The 23,017-nt window shown below is 74.4% G+C and carries 19 protein-coding genes; 9 read left to right on the forward strand and 10 right to left on the reverse strand.

Annotated features, from left to right (window positions below):
* On the forward strand, positions 1-1,555 hold a 1,555-nt coding region (locus ABT106_RS08255), incomplete at its 5' end, for a LuxR C-terminal-related transcriptional regulator (protein ID WP_351274087.1).
* Positions 1,556-1,571: 16 nt separating this feature from the next.
* On the opposite strand, the gene ABT106_RS08260 is transcribed toward ABT106_RS08255, so the two are convergent.
* The 3 genes from ABT106_RS08260 to ABT106_RS08270 all read right to left on the reverse strand — a co-directional run bounded on the left by ABT106_RS08260 (position 1,572) and on the right by ABT106_RS08270 (position 7,069).
* On the reverse strand, positions 1,572-2,216 hold the full coding sequence (locus ABT106_RS08260; protein ID WP_351274090.1) for a CatB-related O-acetyltransferase: 645 nt from the start codon (positions 2,214-2,216) through the stop codon (positions 1,572-1,574).
* A gap of 135 nt (positions 2,217-2,351) precedes the next feature.
* Positions 2,352-4,133 (reverse strand): S8 family serine peptidase, encoded by a 1,782-nt coding sequence (locus tag ABT106_RS08265; RefSeq protein WP_351274093.1) that lies wholly within the window; start codon positions 4,131-4,133, stop codon positions 2,352-2,354.
* Between the two features lie 116 nt (positions 4,134-4,249).
* Positions 4,250-7,069 (reverse strand): ATP-binding protein, encoded by a 2,820-nt coding sequence (locus ABT106_RS08270; RefSeq protein WP_351274095.1) that lies wholly within the window; start codon positions 7,067-7,069, stop codon positions 4,250-4,252.
* Positions 7,070-7,273: 204 nt separating this feature from the next.
* On the opposite strand from ABT106_RS08270, the gene ABT106_RS08275 reads away from it, so the two are divergent.
* From ABT106_RS08275 to ABT106_RS08285, 3 genes are all read left to right on the forward strand, one after another.
* Complete coding sequence (locus tag ABT106_RS08275) at positions 7,274-8,002, forward strand: TetR/AcrR family transcriptional regulator (RefSeq protein ID WP_351274098.1); 729 nt, start codon at positions 7,274-7,276, stop codon at positions 8,000-8,002.
* Positions 8,003-8,449: 447 nt separating this feature from the next.
* Positions 8,450-8,902 carry a helix-turn-helix domain-containing protein gene (locus ABT106_RS08280; protein WP_351274101.1) on the forward strand — a complete coding sequence of 151 codons (453 nt, stop codon included), beginning with the start codon at positions 8,450-8,452 and terminating at the stop codon, positions 8,900-8,902.
* A 14-nt stretch (positions 8,903-8,916) separates the two neighbouring features.
* The gene (locus ABT106_RS08285; protein ID WP_351274104.1) at positions 8,917-9,495 is read left to right on the forward strand and encodes a toxin; all 579 of its coding nucleotides are present in this window, start codon (positions 8,917-8,919) and stop codon (positions 9,493-9,495) included.
* A gap of 55 nt (positions 9,496-9,550) precedes the next feature.
* Here the strand turns inward: ABT106_RS08285 and ABT106_RS08290 are convergent, their stop codons facing one another.
* The 6 genes from ABT106_RS08290 to ABT106_RS08315 all read right to left on the reverse strand — a co-directional run bounded on the left by ABT106_RS08290 (position 9,551) and on the right by ABT106_RS08315 (position 16,110).
* Positions 9,551-10,492 carry an NAD-dependent epimerase/dehydratase family protein gene (locus tag ABT106_RS08290; RefSeq protein ID WP_351274107.1) on the reverse strand — a complete coding sequence of 314 codons (942 nt, stop codon included), beginning with the start codon at positions 10,490-10,492 and terminating at the stop codon, positions 9,551-9,553.
* A 99-nt stretch (positions 10,493-10,591) separates the two neighbouring features.
* On the reverse strand, positions 10,592-11,437 hold the full coding sequence (locus tag ABT106_RS08295; RefSeq protein WP_351274110.1) for an endo alpha-1,4 polygalactosaminidase: 846 nt from the start codon (positions 11,435-11,437) through the stop codon (positions 10,592-10,594).
* Positions 11,438-11,498: 61 nt separating this feature from the next.
* On the reverse strand, positions 11,499-12,875 hold the full coding sequence (locus ABT106_RS08300) for an ATP-binding protein (protein ID WP_351274112.1): 1,377 nt from the start codon (positions 12,873-12,875) through the stop codon (positions 11,499-11,501).
* Positions 12,872-13,549 (reverse strand): response regulator transcription factor, encoded by a 678-nt coding sequence (locus ABT106_RS08305; protein WP_351274114.1) that lies wholly within the window; start codon positions 13,547-13,549, stop codon positions 12,872-12,874. The genes ABT106_RS08300 and ABT106_RS08305 overlap by 4 nt, the downstream gene beginning before the upstream one ends.
* A gap of 378 nt (positions 13,550-13,927) precedes the next feature.
* Positions 13,928-14,695, reverse strand: coding sequence for an NPP1 family protein (locus tag ABT106_RS08310; protein WP_351274117.1), 768 nt, complete (start codon positions 14,693-14,695; stop codon positions 13,928-13,930).
* Positions 14,696-15,477: 782 nt separating this feature from the next.
* Entirely contained in the window at positions 15,478-16,110 is a 633-nt protein-coding gene (locus ABT106_RS08315; protein ID WP_351274119.1) for a TetR/AcrR family transcriptional regulator, read from the reverse strand.
* Positions 16,111-16,175: 65 nt separating this feature from the next.
* Between ABT106_RS08315 and ABT106_RS08320 the strand changes: the two genes are divergently transcribed.
* Positions 16,176-17,828, forward strand: coding sequence for an FAD-binding oxidoreductase (locus ABT106_RS08320; protein WP_351274122.1), 1,653 nt, complete (start codon positions 16,176-16,178; stop codon positions 17,826-17,828).
* Between the two features lie 88 nt (positions 17,829-17,916).
* Here ABT106_RS08320 and ABT106_RS08325 read toward each other — a convergent pair whose 3' ends face one another.
* Positions 17,917-18,522: a TetR/AcrR family transcriptional regulator gene (locus tag ABT106_RS08325; protein ID WP_351274125.1), complete on the reverse strand. Its 606-nt coding sequence runs from the start codon at positions 18,520-18,522 to the stop codon at positions 17,917-17,919.
* 58 nt (positions 18,523-18,580) lie between these two features.
* Here ABT106_RS08325 and ABT106_RS08330 point away from each other — a divergent pair, with 58 nt between their 5' ends.
* The 4 genes from ABT106_RS08330 to ABT106_RS08345 all read left to right on the forward strand — a co-directional run bounded on the left by ABT106_RS08330 (position 18,581) and on the right by ABT106_RS08345 (position 22,925).
* Positions 18,581-20,077: an FAD-dependent monooxygenase gene (locus ABT106_RS08330; protein ID WP_351274127.1), complete on the forward strand. Its 1,497-nt coding sequence runs from the start codon at positions 18,581-18,583 to the stop codon at positions 20,075-20,077.
* Between the two features lie 148 nt (positions 20,078-20,225).
* A complete protein-coding gene (locus tag ABT106_RS08335) occupies positions 20,226-21,944 on the forward strand; it encodes a PP2C family protein-serine/threonine phosphatase (protein ID WP_351274129.1) in 1,719 nt (572 codons plus the stop codon).
* Positions 21,945-22,125: 181 nt separating this feature from the next.
* Complete coding sequence (locus ABT106_RS08340) at positions 22,126-22,413, forward strand: WhiB family transcriptional regulator (RefSeq protein WP_351274132.1); 288 nt, start codon at positions 22,126-22,128, stop codon at positions 22,411-22,413.
* Positions 22,414-22,562: 149 nt separating this feature from the next.
* Positions 22,563-22,925 (forward strand): STAS domain-containing protein, encoded by a 363-nt coding sequence (locus ABT106_RS08345; RefSeq protein ID WP_351274135.1) that lies wholly within the window; start codon positions 22,563-22,565, stop codon positions 22,923-22,925.
* Positions 22,926-23,017 lie beyond the last annotated feature (92 nt).

A 23,017-nucleotide genomic window follows, 5' to 3' on the forward strand; every position in this document is an offset into this window, starting at 1 on the left:
GCTGCGCCTGGAACGCTACCTCGCCGCGGCCGGGGAGGCCGCGGCGGCCGGGGACAGCGACCTGGCCCGGCAGGCGGCGGACGCGGTCGCCGCGTCCCGGCCCGCACCGGCGGAACACGTCGCGGTGCTCCTGGCGGTCGTCGACTCCCACAGCCAGGCCCTGGCCGGGGTCGAGGGGACGCTCGAACTGTGCCGGCGGATCGCGTCCGGTGACCCGTGCCTGCTGGCCGCCGTGGAGCTGCGCGCCGCCATCGCCGCCAACGTGTCGCGCAGCGACCCCGACGCGGCCCTGCGCGCCGCCACCGCGGCGGCGGGGCTGGCCCGGGCCGCCGGGCAGCCCCGGCTGGAGGCCGCGGCGCTGACCATGCGGGCCCGGATGGAGCGGGTCCTGCGCAGCGGGGACTGCGCCCGTACCCTCGGCCGCGCGCTGGCCCTGAACGTGCCCGCCCAAGCGGACGGGATCGGCAACAGTCCCCAGTACCTCGCGGCCCGGCACGCCGTCTTCGACGACCGCCTGGCGGAGGCCAGGACCCGCCTGACCTCCCTCCTGCCGCTCGCGCAACTGCGCGGACAGAGCGAGGACCTCGTCGACATCTGGCGCAGTCTGGCCGAGGTGGAGGCCCGCAGCGGTGCGTGTGCCCGGGCCCTGGCCTGGGCGGACAAGGCCCTGGAGGCGTCGCTCGGCGCCGGTCTGTCCCTCGGCCCGGCCTGTTACACCGCCGCCCTCGCGCAGGGCGCGGGCGGTTCGTTCGCCGCGGCGATGCGGTACGCGGCCTGCGGGGAACGCGCCGCGCGGGAGGAGGGCGACGTACTACACCTGGAACGCAACCTGTGGGTCGCGGGCGCGGTCCGGCTCCACACCGGGGACGTGGACGGGGCGGTGTCCGCCTTCGCCCAGCTCGCCCGGGCGGAGGACGGCCGCCGTCCCGCCGATCCCTCGATGTTCCGCTGGCAGCCCGACGCCGTCGAGGCGTTCGTCGCGGCGGGCGACCTCGACGCGGCCCACGAACTGCTCCGGAGGCACGAGGACGGGGTACGGGAGGACACCGCCACCGGGGCGGCGTGGACGCGCGCCCGGGCGTTCCTGCTGGTGCGCGCCGGGGACACCGACCGGGCCGTCGGCCTGTTGCGGCAGGCCGACGGGTTGTTCCGGCGGTTCGGGCTGCCCGTCGAGGAGGCGCGTACGCATCTGGCACGGGGGCGGGCCGAGCGCGGGCGGCGGCGCCAGGCCGCCGCCCGCGGCGCGTTCCAGGAGGCGGCCGATCTCCTCGCCGGGGCGGGGGCGGCACCGCTGCTCGCCACCGCGCGGGAGCATCTGGACCGGCTGGGCGGGAACGGCCGGCCCGGGGCCCGCCCGGCCGGGCGGGCGGAGCTGACGGAATCCGAGCTGCGGCTGGCGGACCTCGTCCGCGGGGGAGCCAGCAACCAGCACGCGGCGCAGCAGATGTACCTCTCCGTCAAGACCGTCGAGGGCATGCTCAGCCGGATCTACCGCAAGCTGCGGATCCGTTCCCGGACCCAGCTCGCCGGTGTCCTGGCCGACCTTCCCGGATGAGCCGCGGGCCGGCGGTTCAGGCCCGCGGGGCGGCCGCCTCCAGGTCGTCGACGGTGCCGGACATGACGGTCCGCACGTGCGCGGTGAGGTGCTCCGCGGGCCAGTCCCACCAGGCGACGGACAGCAGACGCGCGATGTCCGCCTCGCTGTGGCGGCTGCGGATGAGCCGCGCCGGGTTGCCGCCGACGATGCCGTAGTCGGGTACGTCGTCGACCACCACGGAGCCGGAGGCGACGACCGCGCCGTGCCCGATGCGCACGCCGGGCATGACCGTGACTCCGTAGCCGCACCACACGTCGTTGCCGACGACGGTGTCCCCCCGTCCCGGAAGGCCGGTGATCAGGTCGACGTGCTCGGCCCAGGAGCCGCCCATGATCGGGAACGGGAAGGTGGAGGGGCCGTCCATGCGGTGGTTGGCGCCGTTCATGAGGAACCGCACGCCCGTGCCCAGGGCGCAGAACTTCCCGATGACGAGCCGTTCCGGTCCGTAGTGGTAGAGCACGTTACGGGTCTCGAACGCGGTCGCGTCGTCCGGGTCGTCGTAGTAGGAGTACTCGCCGGCCTCGATCAGCGGCGAGGTCACCAGTGGCTTCAGGAGCACCACGCGCGGCTGGCCGGGGATCGGGTGCAGCACCGTCGGGTCGGCGGACAGGTGGTTCACGGCGGTCGCTTTCGACGTCGGACGGGGCCTCGACGACAGTACCCGCGGGCTCGGGCGGCAGGTACGGGAATACGCCGGTGCGGGCCGGGCCGGTGCTGTCGCACCGGGGCCGGCCCGCACGTCGGGGGGCGTGGGTCAGGAGGCGAAGCAGAGGGACTGGCCGGTGCCGAAGCCGTAGCAGTCGATCCGGCGGCCGGCGGTGGAGGTCAGGCCGGAGTTGTCGGTGACGGTGAGTTCGACGGTGTAGCTGCGCTGCCCGGCCGGGTAGCGGTGGGTGGTGGTGCGGCCGGTGGCGGAGGTGTTGTCGCCGAACTTCCAGCCGTACGAGGCGATCGTGCCGTCACTGTCCTTGGAGGCGGAGGCGTCGAAGGAGCAGTCCTGGTACCAGCACGACACCGAGAAGGAGGCGGTCGGCGGGGTGCCCGTCGGGGGCTGCACGCTGCCGGCGGTGACCTGCTTGGTGACGGTGCCGGTGCGGCCGGCGTCATCGGTGACCGTCAGCTTCACGGCGTAGGTGCCGGCCCTGGCGTACTCGTGCGACGGCCTGACGCCCTCGCCGTTCGCGCCGTCGCCGAACTGCCAGGCGTACGAGGCGATCGTGCCGTCGGGGTCCTTCGAGGCGGAGGCGTCGAAGGAGCAGGTCGCGGCGGTCGTGGAGCACTGGGCGGTGAAGTCGGCGACCGGCTCGCCGGGCTGGGCGGGCCCGCCCAGCTTGGTGACGTTCAGGAACTTGTTCGGGGAGCCCGAGCCTGCTCCGGTCACCACGCCCGACTGGGCGTTGTCCACGAGTGCGTCCCGGACCTGCGCCGGGGTGGCGTTCGGGTGGGCGGACAGGTACAGCGCGGCCGCTCCGGCCGTGTGCGGGGTCGCCATCGAGGTCCCGCTCATCGTCTGCGTGCCCCCGTTCATCTTGGTGGAGACGATGGAGCCGCCGGGGGCGAACAGGTCAAGGCAGGAACCGTAGTTGGAGAAGCTGGAGCGGGCGTCGTTGCTGTCGGTGGAGCCGAGGGTGATCGCCGCGGGCAGCCGGGCCGGGCTGGTGTTGCAGGCGTCCTTGCTGTCGTTGCCGGCCGCCACCGCGACCGGGATCCCGGCGCTGATGACACCGGCCACGGCGTCGTCGAGGGCGCGGTCGGCGCTGCCGCCCAGCGACATGTTCACGATGGCGGGCTTCTTCGCGTTCCTCGCGATCCAGTCCATGCCGGCCGCGATCTGCTCGGTCGTTCCGGAGCCCTGGCAGTCGAGGACGCGGACGCCGACGAGCTTGACGTTCTTCGCGACGCCGTAGTCCTTGCTGCCGACGGTGCCGGCCACGTGTGTGCCGTGGCCGTGGCAGTCGGCGGAGTTCGCGTCGTTGTCGATGAAGTCGTAGCCGGAGGCGGCCCGGCCCTCGAAGTTGGAGTGCTGCGTGTACAGCCCGGTGTCGGCGATGTAGGCCGTGACGGCGCTGCCGTCGTTCGGGTAGGTGTACGAACTGTCCTTGGCGCCGTCGACGCGGTCGATGCCCCAGGACGGCGGGTTGGGCTGCGTCCCGGTGGCCCGGAAGACGGTGTTCGCCTGGACGTAGCGCACTCCGGGCGCCGCGGCGAGCCGGCGGGCCTGCTCGGGGGTGGCCTTGACGGCGAAGCCCCGGAAGGCGGCGGTGTACACCTGACGGACCGCCCCTCCGTGGCGGTCCGTCAGGGTCTTCGCGTCTCCCGCGGTCTCGGCCGTGGCGGCGGCGAGCGGGGAGGGGGTGCCGGCCAGGGCCACCAGGTACTGGCCGGGGACGGCTTCGGCGGCGCCCTCGCCGAGCACGCGTCCCCCGGCGGGGCCGGCGTGCGCCGGGGCCGTGAAGAGGCCGAGAACGGTCACGGCGGCGGCGCCGAGACATATGGCGCCGAGCCGGGTGCTTCTTGCCGCACGCTGTGCACGCATCCAAGTGCTCCTACTGATCGGGTTCCTGTACGCCCCGGCGTGGGGGCCGGGGCGCAGGCACCACCCTGGGAGCGGGGGCGGTACGGGACAATCCGTAGCCGCATCCGTAGCGCTACCTATTCGGGGCCGGGCCCGCCGTCGAGGGCGCGCAGGGGTGTGCGTACCTCCGTGCGCGAGGCCACGTTCAGCTTCCGCAGCACCTTCGCGACGTGCTGCTCGACCGTGCGCGGCGACAGGAACAGCAGCTCGGCGATCTCCCGGTTGGTGCGGCCCGCCGCGACGAGCCCGGCCACGTCCGCCTCGCGCGGGGAGAGCGCGGCGCCGTAGCCGCGGGGTCCCCGTGCCGGGCCGGTGGCCAGCCCGCTCCCCCGCAGGGCCCGGCGGCAGCGGGCGGCGTCACGGATGGCGCCGCGTTCCTCGAACTCCCCTGCCAGGGCGACGAGTTCCGCCGCCCTGCCGGGGACGCAGGCGAGCGCGGCGGCGGTGGCGCGGGCCGCCGTGTACGGCCGGCGCAGGGCGGTGAGGGCGGTGGCGGCCCGCCGGTAGCCGGCCGCCGCTTCCTCGGGACGTCCCGCCGCGCGCGCCAGCTGGCCCCGGCACAGCGGCAGCGCCGCCGCGGCCAGCGGCAGGTCCCGTCCGGCGACGGCCTCGGCGAAGGCGTCGGCCAGGCCGCGGGCGTCCCGGGTGCGGCCGGCCCGTACGTACGCGCCGACCGCGGCCGGGACGAGGTCGGCGGCCCACCCCCAGAGGCCGGTGCGGCGGATCCGGGCCAGGCTCCGGTCGGCCTCGGCGCAGGCCGCGGCCGCGTCGCCACGGGCCAGGTGGATGCGTACCGCCGCGGCGGCGGCCGTCGCCAGTACGGGGGTGGCCGCGTTCGCGGGGTCGGCCAGGGCGGCGGCGTCCAAGTGGGCGCGGGCCTCGTCCCATTCGGCGTGGACGGCGCTGAGCAGGCCGAGCACGAGCCGGGCCTCCGACTCGATTCCGGAGGCGCCCTGGGCGGCGTCCCGTACGTGCTGGGCGCGCTCGGCGAGGCCGTCCCAGCGGCCCTGGCTCCATTCCAGGCGCAGCACGGTGGCGTCGATGATGCCCCGGAGGTACGGCGCCCCGCAGGCGGCGGCGATCCGGCCGCCCTCACCGTGGAACCGCTCGGCGACGTCGTCCTTGCCGAGCCAGGCGGCGCTGTCGGCGAGGTTGCCGCACATCCGGGCCAGTTCGAGGCGCCCCGCGCGGTCGGCGGCGCCCGCGCCGAGCAGTTCCTCGGCCTCGCGGCTGACGGCGGGGTCGCCGCCGCTCATGCGCAGCACGAGGTGGTTGCCCCGTACGGCGAGGCGCAGGGCCTCGTCTCCGTGCACGGCGGCAAGCTCCTCGGCTCGGTCCATCCAGTCCTGGTACACGGCGTAGGACTCGTCGCCCCAGGTGGGCATGGCGAGCCCGGCCATGCCGCGCGCGGCCCTGGCGGGCCGTTCGCGCAGTTCGGCGACGGCGCGGGCGGTGTCGGTGCGGCCCTGCCGGTGGTCGCCGCCCTGGTTGTTGAGCAGCAGGCCGAGGTTGAGGCGGATGTCGCCGCGGACGGCGTCGGGCAGTCCCCCCTCGTCCACGACCCGGCGCAGCAGGCGGGCGGTGCGCCGGTGGGAGAGGCCGATGACGGCGGCCCGGCTGAGCCGCAGTGCGAGCCGGGCGCAGTCTTCGGCGGGCAGCCCGGGATCGTCGAGGAGCCCTTCGAGGAGTTCCACGGCCAGGGCGGTGTCGCCGATCTCGCGGGCGTGTTCGGCGGCTTCCTCGGCGTACTTCCGCCAGCGTTCCGGCGCACCGGCCCGGCGGGCGTGGTACGCGAGCCGGACCAGGGGCGGTACGGGCGCGGCGGCGAGCACGTCGACGGCGCGCACGTGCAGGCGCCTGCGTTCCGGGCCCAGCAGCATGGCGTAGACCGCCTGCTGGGCGAGTCCGTGGCGGAACCCGTAGCGGTCCTGTCCCCAGTCGTGCAGGACCCCGGCCCGCAGGGCCTCGCCGATCGCGTCGGCGGCGGCCTCCTCGCCGACCCCGGCGACGGCCGCGATCAGCTCCTCGCCCGCGGGATCGCGCAGCACCGCGGCGGCCCGTACGACGTCCAGCGCGCCGGGGCCGAGGGCGGCGGTGCGGTCGGCCATGGCCTCCTGGAGCAGCGCGGGCACGGCGGCGGGCGCGCCGGGTCCGCGGACGAACTCCTCCAGCACGAAGGGGATCCCGGCGGTCCGCGCGTGCAGTTCGGCGGCGAGCCCGGCGGACACCGGCTCGCCGGTGAGGGCGGCGGCCAGGGTGCGCACCTCGTGCGCGTCGAGCGCCCCGAGCCGCATCATCAGCGAGGCGCTGCCGGGCGGGGGCCGGTAGGCGCGGCCGAGCGGGAGTCCGGGGGCGGACAGGTCCTCGCGCCGGTAGGTGAGGACGACGGCCAGTCCGGCGGGCGGGTCCTCGATCAGGAACCGGATCAGGTCCCGGGTGCCGTCGTCGGCCCAGTGGAGGTCCTCGACGACCAGGACGGCGGGGCACACGGCGGCGAGGAGCGCGCCGACGGCCCGGAACAGCCGGTGGGTGGCGGCGGCGTGGTCGTGGAGGGGCTCGCAGGCGGGCGGCAGCCCGTGCAGGAGCTCGGGGAGGTAGGGGCGCAGGGCGCCGCAGACCGGGCTGAGTCCGGCGGGGACGTCGTCGGCGAGGGTCCTGAGCACGTCGAACAGCGGACCGTACGGGAAGGGCTCGCGCAGCGGCGGGCAGGCTCCGGCGAGGACGCGCGGCCCGCCGCCGGACAGGGCCGCCAGTGCTTCGCGGACGAGGCGGGTCTTGCCGATGCCGGCCTCGCCCTCGACCAGCACCACGGACGGCCGGCGGCCGAGGGCGCCGAGCAGCATCCGCAGCTCGCCATCCCGCCCGACCAGCGTGGATGCGCCCGCCCCTGCGTTCATGCGGCCGGAGTCTACGCAGGCGGCCGGGTGCCGGGTAGATCCGCAGCGGGGCTCCCGGGGCGGGGCCGCGCGGCGGGGCGCCCCCGTCGTTCTCCGTGCGGCGCGGGGGCGGCCGCGGTGCGCGGTCTCCGGTGTCCCGGGGTGTCACCCCGCGCAAGAGGGGCTCCGTACAGGGCTGTTGTCGTCTGCGGGTACGGTTCCGGCATGGACGTTCCCGCAACGAGTTCGGCCGCAGGCAGCGTGACGCTCGCGACAGTGATCAAGGACGCCGCGCGTCGACAGCTGGTGGAGGTGGGGGCCGCGGGCCTGTCGCCGCAGGGCGTGGCCCGCGAGAGCGGTCTTGCCGCTTCCGATGTGACGGCCCTCTTCCCGCACCGGGACGACCTGTTGACGGCACTGGTCATCGACGCCTACAACGGGTCCGGCGCCGCCATGGAGCGGGCCGACGCGGCCGCCGCGGCGGCGCGGGCACCGGCGGGCGGGCGCCTCCTCGCGGTCACCCGGGCGCTCCGCGCGTGGTCCTTCGGCCACCCCTCCGAGTTCACCCTGATCTACGGCTCGCCCGTTCCCGGCTACCGGGCCCCGCACGACACCATCGCGCCCGCCTCGCGCACGCCCGCGGTCCTCGGCGGGATCGTGCGCGCGGCCCTGGAGGGCGGCGAGCTCACCCCGCCCCGCCGGGCCGTGCCCGGTCCGCCGCTGCTCCTGCCGGCGGCCGTGGAGCTCTTCGGGGGCACGCCCGGGGAGCCGTTCTCGGACATCATCGAGCGCGGCATCGTCCTGTGGAGCAACCTGATCGGTCTCCTGGTGTTCCAGGTCTTCAGCCGTACCCACGACAGCGTCAGGGACGAGGCGGCGTTCTTCGACTACGCCATCGCGGTGGCGGCGGAGAGCATCGGGCTGGAGGTCCCCTTGGGCGAGAGCGCCGGCTGACGCGGGCGGCCCGCCGCGCATCGCGGCGCGTGCGGAGTGCGGGCATCGACGCGGCGAGCGCAACGACCGCGATACGGACAATCTCACCGCGGAACTCGCCGGGCCCACCAAAGTCGCGGCCGCCTACAGTAGGCTTCACAGCGCGAGTTGAGAGCTCCCGCCCGGTTTGCATCCCCCGTCAAACCGGGCGGGTCCCCCGTTCCGCCCGCTTTCGCCGGGCCGAACGAGGGCTCCCGCCCGGATTGGTCCGGCCCATCCCCCGAGGGCCGGACCAGTCCGTTTCCGCCACCCGCCACCTCGGCGACCCCCCACACGTCGAGTTAGCTGGCAGCTATCGGCGAGACCCCACGTTGGCGGAGTTCCGGCCAATTGTCAACCAACCGCTAATCTGTGAAACTGGCGTATAGCCAAGGGCTATGCCCAGGGGGCGACGGAGGAAGATTCACCATGACCGACACCGAGGGTGGAGACCGGCCCCTGCTCGCAGTGCGCCTCGACGACCTGTTCAAGACGGTTCGCCCCAAGGGCAGGCACTGGACCAATGCCGAGGTCGCGGAGGAACTGAAGCGGGCCAACCCCGAACTCAAGGCCGGGGGCGTGTATCTGTCGCAGCTGCGGACGGGCAAGCGGGCCAACCCGTCCCCCGACCTCCTGGGCGCCCTGGCACGCTTCTTCGGCGTTTCGGTCGCGTACTTCTTCGACGAGAAGGTCGCCGAGTCGGTGATCGGCGAGCTCGCCGCCGTCGAGGCCCTGCGACAGTCCGGGGTCCGCGCCGTGGCCATGCGGGCCGCCGGGATGAAGAAGGAGAACCTCCAGGCCATCACGGCCATCATGGACCAGTACCGGCAGATGCAGGGTCTTCCCCCGGTCACCGACTCCCCGTCCCCGTCCCCGTCGTGAGGGGCATGAGGGGCATGAGGGGCATCTGGAGGGGACGGTCGGCCGACCAGGACCGCCGCAGCCAGCTCAAGAAGCTCCGGAAGGCAGGAGCCCGACGGCTCGCCGGCCTCGGCCTCCCCGAGGTGGCCGACGTGGCCGAACTGTGCCGGCACCTCGGGGAGGTGCGCGAGCGCCCGATCACGCTGGTCCCGATGCGGATGCCCTCGTCGCATCCGTGCGGCATGTGGGTCGCCGCACGCGACGAGGACCTCATCTTCCACGACGCCAACACGACCGGCGCCCATCAGGAGCACATCGTCCTGCACGAGCTCGGCCACATCATCTGCCGCCACCGGGGGGCGGGCGGCCTGGACGAGGCCGCCTCCCGGCTCCTCTTCCCCAGCCTCGACCCCGCGCTCGTGCGCGACATGCTCCTGCGCGCGACCTACGACGACGTCCAGGAGCAGGAGGCGGAGATCATCGCCTACCTCCTCGCCCAGCGGATGGGCAACGCCGAGCAGCGGCACGCCGCACCCGCGGCCACGGAGGCGGGCGAGTGCGGCGATCTCGGCAGGACGGCCATGCTCAGCCGGATCGAACGCACCCTCATCTGAGGCGAGTCGGTCCCGGCCCGGCGTGCCCCCGCGGGGCCGCTCCCGGCGGCGGAGGTCATCCGCCGTTCCCCCGCCGCCGGCGCCACCACTCCACGGTCGCCCCGATCTGCTCGTCGACCGGGGTGGGCCGCACCGAGAAGACAGCCTCGTACGCGCTGGAGTCCACGACGAACGGCCGGTCGAACTGATAGCGGATCTCCGCCAGTTCACGGAGCAGCGGCGAGAAGAGCGCCGCCACGCCCACGGCGGCGGGCGGGAGCCCGCGCACGGCGACCGGCCCCGTCCCGGCCCGGGCGGCAAGACGGCCGACCATGTCCCGTACGGACAGGGCGGGCGCGGTCGGGACGTGCCAGGGCCGCCCCCAGGCCCGCTCGTCGCCCGCCACTTCGGCCAACACCGCGGCCACGTCGGGGACATAGGTCCAGCTGTGCGGGGCGTCCGGGTCGCCCAGGGTGGATACCGGCCTGCCGCGCAACAGGCGCGGGACGACCCGCCCTGCCAGGTGCCCGCCCTCGGTCACACCGGGCCCGAAGAAGTCCGAGGCCCGCACCTCGACCGCCTTGATCCGGCCCTGTTCGTGCAGCCCGCGGGCCTGCTCCCACACCTCGGCGCGCACCGTGCCCTTGGTGCCGGTCGCCGCGAGCGGCAGCTCCTCGGTCAGGGGACCTTCCACCGGGCCGTATCCGTAGAGGTTGCCGAGCAAGATGAGAACGGCCCCGGTCGCCTCGGCCGCGACGCAGAGGGACGAGGCGAGCGGCGGCCAGCCGGCGGCCCAGCGCCGGTAGGGCGGTGCGGCGCAGCTGTGGATCGCCACCGCTCCCCGCGCGGCTTCGACGAGCCGCTCGGTGTGCGTCGCGTCCAGCGCGACGTGCTCGATTCCGGGCTCGGGGGGTCGGCCCGAGGTGGTCACGACCCGTACCGCATGGCCCTGTTCGGCCAGCAGGCGGGCCGTCGCGGCCCCCGCGGGACCGAACCCCACAACGAGATGAAAGCTCACGTCCGCACACTAGCGCGCACGCCGCGCGAGGAACCGGAGGGGGGTGGCGGGCCCCGCCCGCGGAGGGGCGGGGCGGGGCCCCGCCGGCCGGGAGGCCCGTCAGCAGGACCGGTAGCGGTATCCGCCCGAGCCCGCCGCGGAGACGTCCAGGTCGCGCTGGACGATGGCGAGCTTCGCGCCCCAGGCGGAGCAGGCGCGGCTGTAGCCCGGGGCCTCGTACTCGATGACGTACACGCGGTTCGCGTAGGCCCTCGCGAAGTCCCCGCACTCCTCGTACTGGCCGCACTCCTCGGCCACCGCGAAGTCGAAGCCGACCTTCGCCCGGTCGGGGAGCATCTCGGCGGTGTTCTTCTGGCCGATGGCGAGGCCCTCGGCGTGCGCGCGGTCGGCCAGGAGCCTGGCGAAGGCGACGTTGTCCGCCTTGGTCAGGCGGCCCTTGGAGCGGCTGAAGGAGTCGAGGTTGTCGGGTTCGACGGCCTGGTAGCCGCTGCGGGCGCAGCCGGCGACCCAGTCGCCGACGACCTTCGCGAGGCGGGTGCGCTTGTCGGCGGTGGACGTGTCGAGGAGGGCCTCGCCCCAGTCCTCGTCGATGACGGGCTTCCTGGCACCGTCGCGCAGCACCAGGTCCGGGTGGTTCTTCTGCCACCAGCCGAGGGAGTCGGGCTGGGCCTGGAAGGCGTTGACGTAGCAGATGTTGTACAGGCCCTGCGCGGGCTTCGCGGAGCGGTCGCGGGAGACCACCCGTACGCCCTTGGGGGGCGTGTACGCCCCGCCGATCTGGTAGTCGAAGGCGGCGTTCGGCGCGGGGAGCCGCGGGGCGGCGCTCTGGCCCGCGGAGACCTGGAACAGCGTCAGGCCCGCGCCGAGGGCGGCGGCGACGCCGACGGCCCCGGCGGCGAGGGTGCGCTTGCGGCGCAGGAAGGGGGTTGCGGAGTGCTTCGGCACACGTTCTCCAGTGCGAGATGCGTTCTAGTGTTCGCATCCTGCGCGAGGGATCGTGAGGACTTCATGAGACCGGCGCGGCGCCGGGCTCCGCGCGCCGCCGCCGGGCACGCCGTGTCCCCCGCGGCCCCAGTGCGAGACGGAACACCGCGCCGCCGCCCGGCCGGGTGTCCGCGGTGAGGCCGCCGCCGTGGGCGGCGGCGATCTCCGCGACCAGCGACAGGCCGATCCCCGACCCGCCGCCCGGCGAGCGGAACCGCGACGCCAGGTCCGGCAGGTCGGCCGCCGCGACGCCGGGCCCCCGGTCGGCGACGGCCACGACGGCGCCGCGGACCGTGACGTGGACCTGGGCACGCCCCGCGGCGTCGCCGGGGGTACGGCCGTGGCGCAGGGCGTTGTCGAGCAGGTTGCGTACGGCGATCCGGACGAGCGCCGGGTCCGCGGTGGCCACCGAGGGTTCCAGCGAGGCGGTCAGGGTGTGCGGGCCGGCCTCCAGGTCCTCGCAGACCTGCTCGACCAGCTGGTCCAGGCGCAGCGGCACCGGGCGCAGGGTGTCGGCGGCGCCCTGGAGGCGGCCCCGGGTCAGCACGTTGTCGACGACGTCGGTGAGCCGCTCGGTGGCGCGCCGGATGCGCGGCAGGTGCGGGTCCAGACCGCGCGGGTCCAGGCCCGCCACGTCCACGGAGCTGCGCATGACGGCCACCGGGGTGCGGAGTTCGTGCGCCGTGTCCGCGAGCATCCGTTCCTGTGCCTCCAGCGCCTGCCACGCCGGGCGCAGGCTCCTGCCCGAGAGCAGGTGGCCGGTCACCGCGGCCAGGGCGGTCAGCAGCCCCGCGCCGGTCAGGACGGAGGTGACCAGCCGGGTGTGCTCGGCCACACGGTGGGCGGGGTCGCCGACGACCACGACCGCTCCCTCCACGGCCTGGGACTCGTCGTGGTAGAAGGGCCGGCCCAGCAGGTAGGCGGGCGCGCCGCGGGCGTCGGACACCTCCTGGCGCACGGTGTCGTCGCGGTCCATGGCCGAGCGGGCGAGGGCGGTCAGCCGGGCCTGCGCGACGGGCGCGGCGGGGCCCGGTGAGGTGAAGATGCGTTGCAGCGTGCCGTCCGGGGCGGTGCGCAGCACGGTCACCTGGGGGCGGCCCCGGGTGGCCTCGTCGTCGTAGAGGCCGTCCAGCTGGATCCCGTCGTCCGTGTAGTAGATCAGCGAGGTGCTGACCGCGGCCCGCCGGCCCATCTCGTCGTACTCGGCCGCGCGCCAGGAGCGCTCGTCGGTGCGGATCACCATCCAGGACAGCGCGCTCACCCCGGCGAGGGTGACGAGGGCGTAGGCCAGCGTCAGCCGGAACTGGAGCCGCCGCAGCCGCCGCCGGGCCGGCGAGCGGTGGCGGTCCTGCCGGGAGCGCCGTCGGCGGGAGGGCCCGTCCGGGGCGGTGGCCGTCACAGGTCGTCCGGGTCCGGGCGGCCGAGCAGGAAACCATGGCCCCGTACGGTGTGGATCAGCGGGGGCGGCCCGAGTTTGCGGCGCAGCCCGGCCATGACGGCGTCGACGACGTTGGAGACCGGGTCGGCCATCTCGTCCCAGCAGTGCTCGACCAGTGCGGTGCGGGTGACGACCGTTTCGCGGTGGACGAGCAGGTGGCGCAGGACCGCGTACTCCTTGTGGGTGAGGGTGAGCAGGATTCCGCCGCGGTGGACCTCGCGGCGGGCCTCGTCCATCCGGAGGTCCGCGTGGGCCAGGTGTACGGGGAGCCGGTGGGCCGCCCGGCGGGCGAGGCTGCCGACCCGCACCACGAGTTCCTCCATGGCGAAGGGCTTCGCGAGGTAGTCGTCGGCGCCGGAGTGGAAGCCGTCGACCCGGTCGGGAAGCGTGTGCAGGGCGGTGAGGCAGAGCACGGGGCCGGACCAGCCGGCGCGGCGGCGGCGGTCCAGGGCGTACAGGGAGTCCCCGGAAGGCAGCATCCGGTCGAGGACCACGCAGTCGTAGTCGGCGAGGTCCAGCAGGATCGCGGCGTCCGGCCAGTCGCCGACGGCGTCCACCGCGTATCCGGCGGCTTTGAGCCCCGCGGTCACGAGGTCGCGGAGGTCCGGTTCGTCCTCGATGAGGAGTACGCGCATGTGCTGTTCGCCCTTGGACGTCCCGTCGGCCGCGGAGCAGGCGGGAGGAAACGCGCCGCGCCGCCACGCGGGGGGGGCGCGGCCGGAAGCACATACTAAGCAGGCAGGAGCGGAAGGGTTTCTTCTCGCGGAGTGAAATGGAAGGTAAAATTCCTTTTTCTTCCGGCGGCACCGGGCCACCCCGTAGCCCAGGTCACAGCACCGGCCCGGGAGGAGCGGCGGCGCCACCCGCCGGAACGTGCGGTGCGCGCGCGTCGCCCGCACGGGAACCGTGAACCGTACGGGCGGTGCGGGCGGTGCGGGGCGGGCGAGGCGATCGGTAGGCGGGGCCGAGCGGGGAGGCGGTGGGGCGGGGAGCGGCCGATCGCCGCCGCTCGGCTACGCGTACGGGTCGAAGGGGATGCCCGCCGGCTTGGCCTTGGCCAGGTGGGACGCGAAGGAGCCGTCTTTCAGGCCGAAGTGCGCGCTGCCGAAATCGGCCTGGGTGAGCTTGTCCCGCAGGTTCGCGGGGTAGCCCGCCCAGCCGACGAGCGCGGGGTACTGCCAGGCGCGGCGGTGGTTCTCCGGCGGTTCGTCGTTGGTGTTCGCCGCACGGAAGCAGTGCGTGCCGACCCCGTCCTTGTGGTAGACGATCTTGGGGTGGGTTCCGTCCCAGCGGATCTGGTCGCGCGCGTGGAGGTTGAAGTCGCCGTGGGCGGAAGTCGCCACGTACTTGGCCTCGTTGCCCTGGATCCACACCACGACGTGTTCCCAGTCGTGGCGGTGGCCGCCGAGGCTGATTCCGGGAATCGCCTGGTCCTTCTCGAAGTACAGCCCGTAGATCACGGCGCACCAGCCGTTGTTGCAGGTCCAGCGGGAGTATCCGTTGGTGTTCTCGAGGTCGGAGGCGTCCCGGCAACTCCCGTTGAGAGCGCCGGTGGGTTTGAGCCCGGCGTTCAGCACTCCGCTTGAGCCTATGGCGGGTGTCGGATAGCACCCGTCCGTGTCGTAGTCGTAGGCCGGCTGGAAGGTCAGCTCGATCGCTTCGGCCTGAGAGGGAAGCGCCGGGGGCGGGGCCGCGAAGGCCGCCTGCGGAACGGCGACGACCAGGGCGAGGGCGGCGCCGACGACCACCAACGATCGCTGGATGGGGCGGTTCGTCCACACAACAAGCCTCCTGGGCGGTCCGGTTCGTACGTGGCGGGCGAACGCGTCGCGGCCACGGGCGGCCGACGCGCCCGGAGCATCATTCGCGAACCGGAGCGACACGGCAAGGGCCCGGTCGGCCTTTCCCGCCAGGAATGGACCATTGAACAGCCTTATGTGCCAAGTGACTTGACTGAATGTCAGAAGTGCACGGAGGGAGGATGGAAACCCGGGCACGGGAACGGGCGGCACGGGAACGGGCGCCACGGGAACGGGCAGCACGAAGGCGTTGGCTTCGGCCGAACCGGGCTTCGACGGCACCGAACCGCAGTGGCACTCAACAGCGGTCGGCCGAAGTGACGGTCCGCGGTGACACGGGTGTCCGCATCGGAGCCGCCCCGTCCACGTGCCCCCGGGCCCCCGGGCCCCCGGCACTCTGGAGGCCCAGGCCGGGAACGGTGCCGGTCGTGGCAGGCCGGGGCCCGCCCCGCGCCCCGCGGCCCGGGACTTTCGATCAGCCGCTACGCCGTCGGCGTCAGACGGTGTTCATCAGAACGATGGCCAGGAGGTTCAGGAGGATGACGGCGACGACGACACCGATCGTCATCCAGGCCCTGCGTGATTCGTCCATGCGAACGCCACCTCCACTCGGCCGTGCCGCGGCCTCCTGGCCATGATGACCCGGTTCCGCGCGGAGCACAGATCGGGAGGAGGGGCCCGCGCCCGCACCCCCGCCGACACCTCACACCCGGCACCCCGCCCCCGGCCCGTGCCGAGCCCCCGACTCGGCCGGAGCCCCCGATTCAGCCGGAGTGCCCGTCGGGGGTGAGGCCCGCGGCAGCCGCGAACAGGCGCGCGCAGCGCCGCGTCATGGCCTCCGGGGTCTGCTCCGGGTGCTTGACCCACCAGCGGACGAGGGTGGCGACCAGGTCCCGCCAGACGTACTTGAGCGCGTCGGCGTCCAGCGGGTCGGTGGATCCGGTCGCGCGCAGCAGTTCGGCGGTGCCGCCGGCGGCGAGCCGGTCGATGGCCGCCCAGTACTCCGCGGCCCGGCGTGCGGCCTCGCCGCCGGGCGGCAGGGTGGTGTCGTACAGGACGAACCACGCCTCCCGGCGCCCCTCCAGGGCGGTGAAGATGCTGTGGAGCACGCGCAGCGGCGTGTGCGGCGCGGTCCCGTCCGGCCCGATCGCGGCCCGGATCGTGTCCAGGAGCCGGTCGCCGACGGGGACCAGGCAGGCGACGTACAGGTCTTCCTTGGTGCCGAAGTACTGGTGCAGCAGCGTCTTGGTGACGCCGACGCGCGCGGCGATGGAGGGGAGCGACGCGGCCGCGTACCCGCGGGTGCCGAACTCCTCCGTGGCCGCGTCCAGCATCTGCTGCCGACGGTGCTGACGCGGGACGCCCTTGGTGCCGGCTTTTGAAGGAGGGGTTGCCATGAGTCGATATTATCAGTAGGTAATTTACCGCTAGGTAAGTTCATGCGACCCCCTGGAGCGCACCCATGGCCGACAACCCGACTCAGCCGACCCAGCCGACGTCCCGCACCCGCTCGTGGTGGGGCTGGGGCTGGGCGGACGCTCATCCCGGCGACGCCGAGTGCACCGCGCTGGGCGCGCTGCTCCCCGGCACCCTGGCCCGCCCGCTCCCCGTGCCCCGCGTCAGGGACCTGGGCATCGGGAGCCCCGCCGTCGAACCCCCGCCGAGCCTCGCCCACCTGGTCACCGCCGACCCCGGCGACCGGGCCGCCCACGCCATGGGAAAGGCGTACCGCGACGTGATGCGCGCCCTGCGCGGGCGGCCCGGCCGCATACCCGATCTCGTCGCCCGACCGACGGACGGACAGGGCGTGGCCGACCTGCTGGACTGGGCCGGCGAGCGTCAGGTCGCGGTCGTCCCGTACGGCGGGGGGTCCTCGGTCACCGGGGGCGTGGAGTACCGCGGCGACGCCCACCGGGCGGTGCTGTCCCTCGACCTGACCGCCATGGGACGCGTCCTGGAGGTCGACGCCGAGGGCAGGGCGGCCCGCATCCAGGCGGGCACGCTCGGGCCGAGCCTGGAAGACCAGTTGCGGCCCCACGGCCTCACGCTGCGGCACTTCCCGCAGAGCTTCGAGTTCTCCACCCTGGGCGGCTGGCTCGCGACACGCGCCGGCGGCCACTACGCGACCGGCCACACGCACATCGACGACTTCGTGCAGTCGCTGCGCGTCGTCACCCCGGCCGGTACGAGCAGTTCGTGGCGGCTGCCCGCCTCCGGCGCGGGCCCCTCTCCCGACCGCCTGTTCCTGGGGTCCGAGGGGGCCCTCGGCGTCATCACCGAGGCCTGGGTCCGACTCCGGGAACGCCCCCGCCACAAGGCGTCCGCCGCCGTCGCCTTCACCGGCTTCCACGACGCGCTCCGGGCGGTGCGCGCCCTCGCGCAGTCCGACCTCTCCCCCGCCAACTGCCGCCTGCTGGACGCCGGCGAGGCGGCGCTGTCGGGAGCGTCACGGGACGGTTCCGCGGTGCTGGTGCTGGGGTTCGAGTCGGCCGACGAACCGGTGGACGCCCGGCTCGCCCGGGCCGTCGGCCTGGCCCGCTCGTACGGCGGCCGCTACGGCGGGACCTCCGGCCCGGACGGGGCGAAGGACGGGGCGAGGGGCGGCGGGGCCAGGGGCGCGGACGCGGCCGGTGACGCGGCCGTCGGGGCCTGGCGCTCGGCGTTCCTGCGGATGCCCTACCTGCGCGACGGCCTGGCCCGGATGGGGGCCGTCGCGGAGACCTTCGAGACCGCCGCGACCTGGGACCGGATCCCCGGCCTGATCGACGCGGTGCGCACGGAGGTCGGCGAGGCGGCGCTCAAGGCCACCGGGCACCCTGCGACCGTCAACTGCCGCCTGACCCATGTCTATCCGGACGGCGCGGCACCCTACTTCACCGTCCTCGCCGCGGGCCGCGCCGGTGACGAGGTCGCCCTCTGGGACGACCTGAAGGCCGTCGCGGGCGAGGTCCTGCACCGGCACCGGGCCACCATCACGCACCACCACGCCGTCGGCCGGGACCACCGCCCGGGCTACGACCGCCAGCGTCCCGAGCCCTTCGCCCTCGCGCTGAAGGCCGCGAAGGGGGCGCTCGACCCGCGGGGCATCCTCAACCCCGGCGTGCTGGTGGGCTGAACGGGGCCGCGGGCGGGCGTCCGGGCCTCGGGCCTGCGGCGCCCGCCCGGGCGCCCGTCCTCGGGCCGGAGGGAGCCGGCCCCGGGGGTCACGCCGTGCCGCCGCCGATGCCGGCGTGGAGGAACGAGGTCAGCGTCTCGATCGCCTCCTCGTCGGACAGCTCCCGGCCGAGTTCGGGCCCGCGTCCCGAAAGCCAGAGGCCGGCGCAGGTGGACAGCAGCGTGGTGAACATCGAGGCCACGAGCAACGGATCGCCCGGCAGGTCAAGGTGCTCGAGGTGGCCGGCGACGTGCCGCAGGTCCGGCTCCATCAGCTCCCGGCTGCGCCGCTCGAACGACTCGTCCACCGTGGCCGCCTCGTGCAGCGCCACCACGGTCGTCCGGTAGCGACGGTAGAAGTCCCAGTAGGCGGCCACGTGCCAGCGCACCGACTCGCGGTCGCGGAAGTCGTCCCCGTGCCCGGGCACCACCACGGTCGTGTCGGCTTCGGCCAGCAGGTCCGCCAGCAGCGCCTCGAGCAGCGTCTCCTTGTTGGCGAAGTGGTTGTAGAAGGATCCGGCCGCCCGGCCCGCCTCCGCGGTGATGTCGGTGATCTTCGTGTTCAGGTAGCCGAGGCGCCCGAAGGCCCGGACCGCCGCCGCCTTCAGTTCCGCCTCGGTCCGCGCCGCCTGCTGCTTGCGCACGCCGACCGCCATGCCCACCTCCGAGCTCCGTGTATTGACGGCAGGCTAACAGCACCCCTAGCATGAATCCATGTTCACTGAATCTGGATTCACCGTTCTGATCGTGGGCGCCGGCCCGACCGGGCTCACGCTCGCGATCGACCTGGCACGCCGGGGCGTGCCGTTCCGGATCGTCGAGAAGTCGCCGCACCCGTGCGACGGCTCGCGCGGCAAGGGGATACAGCCCCGCACCCAGGAGGTGTTCGAGGACCTTGGGGTGCTCGGCCGGCTCCAGGCGTTCGGCGCCGGCTATCCCGAGCTGCTGATCCACCGGCCGGACGGCGGTACGACGATCCGGCGGATGGACGCGCCGCACGCGCCGACGCCCTCGGTTCCCCATCCCAACGCCCTGATGATTCCGCAGTGGCGTACGGGGGAAGTGCTGGCCGAGCGGCTGGCCGAACTCGGCGGGCGGGTCGAGCGGGGGGTCGAGGTCACCGACTTCACGCAGGACGGGAACGACGTGCACGTCACGCTCGGCACCGGGGAGCGCGTCACCACCCGCTATCTGGTGGGAGCCGACGGCGGGCGCAGCACCGTGCGGCGGCGGCTCGGCGTGGGCTTCCTCGGCGAGACCCGGGATGCCGAGCACATGTGGATAGCCGATGTCCGTCTGACGGGCCTGGACCGCGCTCACTGGCACGTGTGGCCCTCGGGCGCCCACTCGGTGCGGCTGGCGCTGTGCCCGCTGCCGGGCACGGAGGACTTCCAGCTCACGGCTCCGCTGGAGGGGGATTCCGTGGCGCCCGCGCACGACATCTCCCTGGCCTCCCTCCAAGAGCTCGTCGACGAGGTCGAGTCCGGAGTCACCCTCACCCGGGTCGGCTGGACCTCGCTCTTCCGGCCCAACATCCGGATGGTGGACCGCTACCGGGTGGGCAACGTCTTCCTGGCGGGGGACGCCGCCCACGTGCACTCGCCGGCGGGCGGGCAGGGTCTGAACACCGGAGTCCAGGACGCCTTCAACCTGGGCTGGAAGCTGGCGGCCGGGGACGACGCGCTGCTCGACACGTACGAGGCCGAGCGCCTGCCGGTCGCCTCCGGGGTACTCGGCATCAGTACCCGGCTGCACCAGGCGCACCGCGAGAACGCCGAGGACGCGCTGCGCCGGGACGATCCGGTGCTGCGGCAGCTGTCCCTGAACTACCGCGGCGGGCCGCTGACCGGCGGACCGGGGACGGAGGCGGGCCGGCTGCGCGCGGGCGACCGGGCACCCGACGCGCCGTGCGGCCCGACCCGCGTCTTCGACCTGCTGCGCGGACCGCACTGGACACTGCTGGTCTTCGACGCACCCGACGCCGCTCTCCCGCCGGACGCGCCGGGCCTGCGCGTGCACCACATCGTCCGGCCGGGGGCACCGTCCCTACCGGGCGCCCTCGTCGACGTCGACGGCCACGCCCACGACGCGTACGACGTCACCGCTCCGGCCCTGTTCCTGGTACGGCCCGACAACTACCTCAGGAGCGTCACCTCCCCGTCCGCCGCCCCGGATCTCCCTCTCCGCCGGGAGGCCCGGACGACGGCCTGAGCGTCGGCGGGCCGGGCCGGCCCGGAGTTCGGCGGCGCCGCATCCGCAGGCGGGGGCACCGCATCACCTTGTACGGTCGATGAGAACAAGAGAGGACATCATGCGACATGGCGCCCCCATGCTGCCTTTTCGAAGCCCTTGAGGACGGATGACTCCCTCGATCCCGCAAGATCCGGACGCGCTCAAGGAGCTTCTCGCCCGGGAGATCGCGGCGCTGCGCACGACGGCCCGTCGTGACGCCGGAGTGAGACTGGACGACGGACAGCCGTCCGGCACCCGAACGGACCCTCCCTCCCTTCCGTGCGCCTGCGGCGGCGACGGGCCGGAGCACTCCTGCGGCGACGGGCCCGAGGGCCACGATCCGTTGGCCTGCCTGTGCGCCACGCTGCCCGCCATCCCGGTGTCCGCGGCACTGCTCGTGCCCGTGCGCGACGACTCCGGCCGCACCGTCGACTTCATCGTCAGGGCCGGCAACCACGTCCGGTCCGCGCAGTGGCTGGAAGCGCCCGACCACCACGTCGGCCGACGGCTGCGGGAGGTCCAGCCCGGGGCCGCGGCGGGCGGCCTGATCGACGCGCTGGCCGATGTGCTCACCAGCGGCCGCGCCCTGAAGGCCCAGGCGGTCGACTACACCGAGCAGCGGAGCGACGGGCTGCACCGCACCCAGCTGCTGTACGACGCCGCCTCCTGCGGGGACGGCGTGCTGGCGACGTGGAGACCGGCCCGCAACCGTACGGAACTCCTGTCGCTCGACGCCCAGTACATCGCGTCGATGGGCTGGGGCACCTGGGACCTGCTGTCCGGCACCACCACCTGGTCGGAGGGCCTGGCGTCGATCTTCCGCACCGTCACGGCGCGGCCCCTGACGCTGGCCGAACTGTGTGACGCCGTCCTGCTGGAGGACGTACCCCGGTTCGGGAAGCTGCTCACGGCCCTGCTCGACGGGGAGGAGCCGCCGGGAGCCGAGGTGCGCTTCAGCGTGGTGGGCGAGATCCGGACCCTGCACCTGGTGGGCCACCCCGTCGTCGCCACGGACGGCCTGGTGTGGTCGGTGCACCTCATCGCGCGGGACCTCACGGCGCAGGTCCGCAGTCGCCAGCGGCTCGCGGCGAGCCGACGGCAGTCGGAACGGCTGCGCGAGGAGGCGGCGGCCGAGCGGCGGGTGGCCACCGCACTGCGGGAGGCGCTGCTGCCCACGCACTCCGTCGAACTCGCCCAGATCGGGCTGTCCGTGGCGGCCGCCTACGTCCCCGCGGAATCGGAGGCGGCCGTCGGCGGCGACTGGTACAAGTGCCGTCTGCTGCCGGACGGGCGGATCCTGCTCGCCATCGGTGACGCCTGCGGGCACGGACTGGGCGCGGTCGCCCGGATGGCGCAGCAGCGCCACGCCCTCGCGGGGCTCGCGCACGCGCCGGGGACCCACGCGGGGCAGCTGACCACCTGGCTCAACGAGCTGCTGTGCGGGGACCCGGCGGCCGGGACGGCGACCGGCATCATCGGGCACATCGACGTCGAGAGGAACTTCCGCTGGGCCTGCGCGGGGCATCCCGCGCCTTTGCTGCTCCGCGACGGGCGGGCATCGGTCCTCGACACCGGGCACCGCGGCCCGCTCTTCGGCATGCTGCCCGGCTACGACTACGCCACCGCGACCAGCGCCCTGCGTCCGCAGGACCTCCTGCTGCTCTACACCGACGGCATGGTCGAGCGGCGCGGGGAGGACATCACGTCCGGCATCGACGCCCTGCGTACGGTCCTGGCGGCGTGCGACGGGCTCACGGCCCAGGCCGCCCTTGACCGCATCATGGCCGCGTACACGCCGGAGACCCACGAGGACGACACCTGCCTCGTGGCCGTCCGTCTCGGCTGACCGACCGGCGCAAACGCCCCGCCGGAGCGCCCCGCCAGAACAACCCGCCGGAGCGCCCGGCGGCGTCCGCGGTCCTCGAACCGCGTCCGCCGGGCCCGGACCACGTTTCGAACACGTCTTTGTGGCCAGACGTCTCCCTGAAGCACGCGTTCGATGACCTGGCTGTAGGAGAGCAATGGGGATGGCGAGGGTGTCGCACCTGCCCGGGCGGGCGGAGCACCACTGGATCTGGCAGGCGGAGGCCGCGTGCCGCGGCGCGGGAGCGGACGCGTTCTTCCACACGGAGGGCGAGCCGCGGCCGGACCGGGCGGCGCGCGAGGAGGCGGCCAAGGCCGTGTGTTCGACGTGTCCCGTGCGCGCCCGATGCCTGGAGCACGCGTTGCGCGTGGTGGAACCGTACGGCGTCTGGGGCGGGCTGACGGAGCGGGAACGTCAACTGGCCGCCCGCCCCGATGCCGCCGCGGCGTAGCCGCGAGGCGTTGCGTGCGGGCGGCGGACTCGGATCCACCCGCCCCTGCCCGCCGACGGAAACCGGTCGCCCCGCCCGGGACGGCGAGGACCTTCGGGGTCTGGCCCCGCCCAGGGCCATCGGGCATGCTCGGCTTCATGGGAGATGACATGGGAGACACGACGGGAGTCGGTATCGGCGCGGGCCCCGAGGCGGGCCCGCTGGGCTACCAGCACGCGTCGGGGGCGGCCTGGGTGGTCGAGGCGCGCGGTGAGCTGGACCTCGATACGCTCCCGCCCCTGGAAGCGGCTCTCAGCCAGGCGGCGGCGTCCCACCACATCGTGATCCTGGACGCGGCCGGCGTGACCTTCGCGGACTCCACCTGTCTGACCGTGCTGCTGCGGGTGCGCCAACTCGCGGACCTCCGGGTGGCCCGGCCGTCGCCGCAACTCGCCCGTCTGCTGGCGCTCACCGGTGCGGACCGGGTCGTCACCGTGCACCCCGACCTCGCCACCGCGACGTCCCAGACCTGACCCGGCCCGGGCCGGCCCGAGGCGCGGCACTCACCCGGCGGGCGGACGTCGGCCCGCCCGGCGTACCGCCGCGACCACGCCCGCCCGCCCGC

Source organism: Streptomyces sp. NPDC002044 (assembly GCF_040296725.1).
Lineage (GTDB): Bacteria > Actinomycetota > Actinomycetes > Streptomycetales > Streptomycetaceae > Streptomyces > Streptomyces antarcticus.

Coding starts and splice junctions, on each gene's coding strand:
- ABT106_RS08285 (WP_351274104.1), top strand. CDS start 8,917: ATGAGGGGCATCTGGAGGGGACGGTCGGCCGACCAGGACCGCCGCAGC.
- ABT106_RS08280 (WP_351274101.1), top strand. CDS start 8,450: ATGACCGACACCGAGGGTGGAGACCGGCCCCTGCTCGCAGTGCGCCTC.
- ABT106_RS08305 (WP_351274114.1), bottom strand. CDS start 13,549: ATGCGCGTACTCCTCATCGAGGACGAACCGGACCTCCGCGACCTCGTG.
- ABT106_RS08330 (WP_351274127.1), top strand. CDS start 18,581: ATGTTCACTGAATCTGGATTCACCGTTCTGATCGTGGGCGCCGGCCCG.
- ABT106_RS08320 (WP_351274122.1), top strand. CDS start 16,176: ATGGCCGACAACCCGACTCAGCCGACCCAGCCGACGTCCCGCACCCGC.
- ABT106_RS08275 (WP_351274098.1), top strand. CDS start 7,274: ATGGACGTTCCCGCAACGAGTTCGGCCGCAGGCAGCGTGACGCTCGCG.
- ABT106_RS08265 (WP_351274093.1), bottom strand. CDS start 4,133: ATGCGTGCACAGCGTGCGGCAAGAAGCACCCGGCTCGGCGCCATATGT.
- ABT106_RS08325 (WP_351274125.1), bottom strand. CDS start 18,522: ATGGCGGTCGGCGTGCGCAAGCAGCAGGCGGCGCGGACCGAGGCGGAA.
- ABT106_RS08315 (WP_351274119.1), bottom strand. CDS start 16,110: ATGGCAACCCCTCCTTCAAAAGCCGGCACCAAGGGCGTCCCGCGTCAG.
- ABT106_RS08335 (WP_351274129.1), top strand. CDS start 20,226: ATGACTCCCTCGATCCCGCAAGATCCGGACGCGCTCAAGGAGCTTCTC.
- ABT106_RS08270 (WP_351274095.1), bottom strand. CDS start 7,069: ATGAACGCAGGGGCGGGCGCATCCACGCTGGTCGGGCGGGATGGCGAG.
- ABT106_RS08345 (WP_351274135.1), top strand. CDS start 22,563: ATGGGAGACACGACGGGAGTCGGTATCGGCGCGGGCCCCGAGGCGGGC.
- ABT106_RS08340 (WP_351274132.1), top strand. CDS start 22,126: ATGGCGAGGGTGTCGCACCTGCCCGGGCGGGCGGAGCACCACTGGATC.